Annotated in this window: 3 protein-coding genes and 2 pseudogenes; all 5 read left to right on the top strand. The window is 63.6% G+C overall.

What is annotated here, in order from left to right; genetic code table 11:
* The first annotated feature begins 157 nt into the window (after window positions 1-157).
* Window positions 158-1,030 carry an alpha/beta fold hydrolase gene (locus AWC25_RS18380; RefSeq protein ID WP_085167233.1) on the top strand — a complete coding sequence of 291 codons (873 nt, stop codon included), beginning with the start codon at window positions 158-160 and terminating at the stop codon, window positions 1,028-1,030.
* On the top strand, window positions 1,027-2,034 hold the full coding sequence (locus tag AWC25_RS18375) for a VOC family protein (RefSeq protein ID WP_069403116.1): 1,008 nt from the start codon (window positions 1,027-1,029) through the stop codon (window positions 2,032-2,034). The genes AWC25_RS18380 and AWC25_RS18375 overlap by 4 nt, the downstream gene beginning before the upstream one ends.
* 9 nt (window positions 2,035-2,043) lie before the next feature.
* A complete protein-coding gene (locus AWC25_RS18370) occupies window positions 2,044-3,075 on the top strand; it encodes an amidohydrolase family protein (protein ID WP_085167232.1) in 1,032 nt (343 codons plus the stop codon).
* Window positions 3,076-3,114: 39 nt separating this feature from the next.
* Window positions 3,115-3,417: pseudogene (locus tag AWC25_RS18365) on the top strand (transposase); the annotation flags it as partial.
* Between the two features lie 61 nt (window positions 3,418-3,478).
* A pseudogene (locus AWC25_RS18360) lies at window positions 3,479-4,037 on the top strand (transposase); the annotation flags it as partial.
* Window positions 4,038-4,190: the final 153 nt, after the last annotated feature.

The following is a 4,190-nucleotide window of genomic DNA, read 5'->3' as shown; positions in this document are numbered from 1 at the left end:
CGCGTCTTCCTGATGCCGGTCTGCGACCCCGGCAGGACCGAGGGCGGCAGTGTCATGCAGGCCCTCCAAGAGCGACCGACATCGGCCGTCACCTCGGCCCCCGCCGAGTCCCTTCAACGAACACCCATCAGGTATCCGCAGAAAGCATGGTGCCCTAGTGACCGCTATCCACCTCGCTGAACGCACCGTCACCGTGAACGGCAAGCCGATCTTCTATGCCGAGGCGGGCACCGGCCCCGCCGTGGTCATGCTCCACGGTGGCGGACCCGGCGCCTCTGGGGTGTCCAATTACTCGCGCAATATCGGTGCACTCGCACAGCACTACCGGGTCATCGTGCCCGACATGCCGGGCTACGGTCGGTCGGTCAAGGGTGTCGATCAATCCGACCCCTTCGGCTACCTCGCGGACATGATCCGCGGACTGCACGATGAACTCGCACTAGACACGGCACATCTCGTCGGCAACTCCTACGGTGGCGCGGCGGCGCTGCGTCTCGCGCTGGACACCCCCCACCGGGTAGGCAAGCTCGTCCTCATGGGCCCGGGTGGGATCGGGACGACGAAGGGCCTGCCCACTGCTGGCCTCAACAGCCTGCTCGGCTATTACGGCGGCGACGGCCCTACTCGGGACAAACTCGAAGCGTTCATCCGCGCCCACCTGGTCTACGACGGCGCCTCGATACCCGACGAACTCATCGATCGGCGCTACGAAGCGTCGATCGACCCAGAGGTGGTGGCCAATCCGCCCCTACGCCGCCCGTCGGGCCCGATGGCGCTGCGCACGCTGTGGCGCATGGATTTGACCCGCGACTCGCGACTGAAGAAACTGCAGACACCGACCCTGATCCTGTGGGGACGCGACGATAAAGTCAACAAACCCTCCGGCGGTCCGGCATTGCTCAACGCCATGCCCAATGCTGAGCTGGTAATGACTTCCCACACAGGGCACTGGATGCAGTGGGAACGCGCCGGCCTCTTTAATGAGCTCGTCACCGAATTCCTCTCCACCGAGAGCGTTTTCGGGCTATGACCGTGAAGAACGTGTTCGGCAAGGTTCACCTGGGCTACATCGTCATTGAAACCGACCGCTTCGCCGACTGGCGCCGCTTCGCCCGCGATGCCATTGGTATGCATCTCGACGAGACCCTGCCGGGCGTAATGCGTTTCCGCCTCGACGACAACGAGTGCCGCTTCCTGTTGCAACGGGGGCCCGCCGAAGACGTCACCACGCTGGGATGGCAGATCGACGACCACGACACCATCGATGAAATCCTCGGGCGCGTCACCCGACACGGTGTCCCACTCACCGAAGGCACTGCGGAGGAGACGGCACTTCGCGGAGTGGAGCGCCTGGTGCGCATCCCAGGACCCAATGGGTTGGCGCAGGAGCTCTTCACCCGCGCACACACCAGCACTAGCCCACTGCACACGGCCGCCCGAGGGGGTTTTGTCACCGGCGAAGCCGGCATGGGCCACATCGCCCTCACCAGCAAAAAGCCGCACCAGATGCACGGCTACTACAACACCGTATTCGACGCCCGGCTCACCGATTACATCGACGAGACGATCCGCGGCGTCAAACTCAAGATCCGGTTCCTGCGAATCAACGAGCGCCACCACACTGTGGCGATTGCCGCCGTGCAGAAGCTGCCGATAAACCCCGTCCGCAGCCGCATTCAACATCTCAATGTCCAAGTCGCCACCCTCGACGACATGACCTCGGCGTATCAACGCGTTAGGGAGCTCGGCTTCGGCATGGCGCTGAGCGTCGGGCAACACACCAACGACAAGGAACTGTCCTTCTACGCCATCAGCCCGTCCGGGTTCGAATGGGAGGTGGGATGGAACCCAATCATCATCGACGAAGCGACCTGGCAGCCCACCACCTATCAAGGCATCAGCATCTGGGGCCACACCCCAGAGGGCCAGACCATCATCGACAAACTGCACCAAATCAAGGTCGGTGTGCAATCGCTGCTGCACCGCGAAGACCCCATTCCCGCGCTGGCCGGCGCCGGCATTACCGAGAACTGAGGAGCGCCCATGAACCGCATCGACACCCACCACCATCTGGTTCCCGATCTCTACCGAAAGGCCCTACACAAGGCCGGCATCAGCGAGGCCGGCGGTCGACCCGTGCCGCACTGGTCGGTCGAGGAGTCCTTGAAGACCATGGCCACCCTCCGGGTGTCCACGTCGATTCTGTCGGTGTCTACACCCGGCACAACCTTCCTGCCCGACGCAGCCGACGCAGCGGCCCTAGCCCGCGATCTCAACGACTACAACGCCGCCGTCGTGGCCGCTCACCCGGGCCGGTTCGGGTTCTTCGCCACCATACCGATGCCTCACCTCGGCGAGTCGGTTACCGAAGCGGTGCGGGCCCTAGATGAGCTGCACGCCGACGGAGTCGTTCTGCTGGCCAACAGCGCCGGAACCTACCTGGGTCAGGACAAACAAGACGACTTGTTCGCGGCGCTCAACGCCCGTTCAGCGGTGGTGTTCATCCATCCAGCCGAGTTACCCGGACCCCAAGTAGCCGGGGTAGTGCCATTCGCCGCGGACTTTCTACTCGACACATCACGAGCCGCATATCTCTTGGTGGCCAACAACGTCCGCCGCGACTATCCGAACATCAAGTTCCTTCTGAGTCACGGCGGCGGCTTTGTGCCCTACGCCAGCCACCGGATGGCCCTGGCAATCACTGGCACCACAGGGCGCAGCCCGGCCGAGGTCCTCGATGACTTCGCCGGCTTCTACTTCGACACCGCTTTGACCTCCAGCGCCGCCGCGCTGCCCACCCTGCTGGCCTTCGCCAAACAAGGACACATCACCTTCGGCTCCGACTGGCCGTTCGCTCCCGTCGCAGCATCACAACTATTCGCCGCGGGGCTCGACAACTATCCCGGTCTGGACGCCGAAACCCGTCAGGCCATCGATCGCGACAACGCCCTGACCCTGTTTCCCCGCCTCAGTGCAGCGGCCCGACCGGTTCCGCAGAGCACCATACAACGGGTCCGAAACACCGCCAGCCGCAACATAATGCGAGGCATCACCAAGCTGGTCAACACTGGCTGAAGACTACAGCTATTCACCAGCGGCGGCCAGTTGATCGTGTCCTGGTCTCATGACGGCCGATGCCGCCATGAAGCAGCCTTCGCGGCACTGGCGGGAGTCAGCCCCGTGCCAGCCAGTAGCGGCCGCACCCATCGGCACCGACTCAATCGCGGCGGCGACCGACATCTCAATCGGGCGTTGCACGACATCGTGTTGACCCGGTGGCGGATGTGCCCACGCACCCACGCTTACATTGCTGCCGGCCGCGCACGAGGCAAATCCGACGCAGAAATCCGTCGCGCCCTTAAGCGCTACACCGCCCGGGAACTCTTTCGCGTCCTCAATGCCTCAGTCGCGTATTGACAAACATAGAAGCGTCCTTCGAAAGACCCGTCAAAGTCACTCGAGCAAAGGAATCGACGCGATGACCACTGCCCACGATATCGACCTGCCTACTGTGTTGGCCGAACGACTCACCACCTGCCATCCCGACGTGCTGCGTGAGCTGTTGGCCACGTTCATCCATACGCTGTTGGGTGCGGAAGCCGACGCGGTGTGCGGTGCTGGGTACGGCCAGCGCAGCAGCGAGCGCACGAATCAGCGCAACGGATACCGTCATCGTGAATTCGACACCCGGGCAGGCACATTGGACCTGGCGATTCCCAAGCTGCGGCACGGCTCCTACTTCCCGGAGTGGCTGCTTGTGACGGCGCAAACGCGCCGAGCGGGCTCTGACGACGGTGGTGGCCACCTGCTATCTGCTTGGAGTATCGACGCGGCGGATGGACAAGCTCGTCGAAACACTGGGCATCACGTCACTGTCGAAGTCGCAGGTCTCGGTGATGGCCAAAGAACTCGACACCGCCGTCGAAGCCTTCCGCACCAGACCGTTAGACGCCGGCCCGTACACGTTCGTGGCCGCCGACGCCTTGGTGCTCAAGGTCCGCGAGGCCGGCCGAGTGGTCAACGTGCACGCCCTGATGAGAAATTGTCAAGACCTGTGGATCAGGGTTTTTCAGGCGACCTCCGTTCCGGCTTGCTGATCGCCGTTGGAGGGCGGTTGCGGCGGGGTGATGTCGGTGGGGCGTTCGAGTAGTTTGCCTTTGTGGAAGACGGCGCCGGCGCGCACCAGGGCG

Source organism: Mycobacterium sherrisii, from assembly GCF_002102355.1.
Taxonomy (GTDB): domain Bacteria; phylum Actinomycetota; class Actinomycetes; order Mycobacteriales; family Mycobacteriaceae; genus Mycobacterium; species Mycobacterium sherrisii.
This window is presented reverse-complemented; position numbering and strand designations above follow the sequence as displayed.

Coding starts and splice junctions, on each gene's coding strand:
- AWC25_RS18370 (WP_085167232.1), top strand. CDS start 2,044: ATGAACCGCATCGACACCCACCACCATCTGGTTCCCGATCTCTACCGA.
- AWC25_RS18375 (WP_069403116.1), top strand. CDS start 1,027: ATGACCGTGAAGAACGTGTTCGGCAAGGTTCACCTGGGCTACATCGTC.